This is a genomic window from Streptomyces herbicida (genome assembly GCF_032656585.1).
GTDB classification, from domain to species: domain Bacteria; phylum Actinomycetota; class Actinomycetes; order Streptomycetales; family Streptomycetaceae; genus Streptomyces; species Streptomyces herbicida.
The window spans coordinates 1-1,153 of the sequence record NZ_JAUYWJ010000093.1 but is presented as its reverse complement, the minus strand read 5'-3'; the positions used below and the strand labels follow the sequence as shown (position 1 = coordinate 1,153).

General features: G+C 64.4%; 1 protein-coding gene and 1 pseudogene. One reads left to right on the top strand and one right to left on the bottom strand.

The features are described 5' to 3' along the window. Window positions 1-107 precede the first annotated feature (107 nt). A pseudogene (tnpA, locus tag Q8A52_RS48865) lies at window positions 108-413 on the bottom strand (IS200/IS605 family transposase); the annotation flags it as partial. A 27-nt stretch (window positions 414-440) separates the two neighbouring features. Between tnpA and Q8A52_RS48860 the strand changes: the two are divergent. After that, on the top strand, window positions 441-1,153 hold a 713-nt coding region (locus tag Q8A52_RS48860; protein WP_316765157.1), incomplete at its 3' end, for an RNA-guided endonuclease InsQ/TnpB family protein.

Genomic DNA, 1,153 nt, shown 5'->3' with positions numbered 1-1,153 from the left:
CGGCGGGGTAATGCTTCATCCCCACAGGGACTCCGTTCTCCTGGACCATCAAGATCCAAGTCTCTCCGGTGTCCAAACTCCAGGGTCAGGGCCCGTGCTCGTTGGAGCGGACGTTTTTGCTGCTCGATGTACTGGCGGACGATTGTTAGGGGTGCTCCGCCGCACGATGCGGAGAAATACGAGGGCGACCACAGGTGCCCGTGCATGATGGCACGGTTGATCCGGCCGGTGAACTCCTGCCGTATCCGGCCGGCGGATACACCCTTGAGGCTGTTGACCAGCTTCGACACGGCGACCTTGGGCGGGTAGTGCACCAGGAGGTGGACGCGATCGCGTTCGCCGTTGAACTCCAAGTGCACATGCATCGCCGAAACAACATGCCTTCCACGCCTGTAATCGTCCAGCCCGTCCATGAGACCAATCGCAGTAGGATCTTGGGTGTGCAGCTCCGCTACAACTACCGGGCCTACCCGGACGCCTCCCAGCGCCGCGCGCTGGCCAGTGCGTTCGGCTGTGCCCGCGTGGTGTGGAACGACTGCCTGCGCGACCGCAAAGAAGCCCACGCTGCAGGGCTGCCGTACGTGAAATCGGCAGAGCTGTCCCGGCTTCGGATCACCCAGGCCAAGCGCACCGGGGAACGCGCCTGGCTCGCCGACGTGTCAGCGGTCGTCCTGCAACAGTCTCTGCGGGACCTGGACACCGCCTACAAGAACTTCTTCGACTCGATCAAGGGCAAGCGGCAGGGCCGCAAGGCCGGCCCTCCCCGCTACAAGTCGAAGAAGGACACCCGCCAGTCGATCCGCCTCAACACCAACGCCTTCTGCCTCCAGGACGACGGCACGGTGTACGTGGCCAAAGTCGGCAACCTCAAGGTCACGTGGTCCCGCAGGCTTCCGGCCGCACCCACGTCCCTGACCGTCACCAAGGACAGTTGCGGCCGGTACTTCCTCAGCTTCGTCGTGGACACCGAGCCGGACACCCTCCCAGGGGTGGAAGCGGAGTGCGGTATCGACCTCGGCCTGTCCGCATTCGCCGTCCTGTCCGACGGCAGCAAGATCGTCAGCCCCCGCTTCCTACGCCGGGCCGAGAAGAAACTCAAGCGCCTTCAGCGGGAGCTGTCCCGCAAGGCCAAGGGATCGAAGAACCGGGCCAA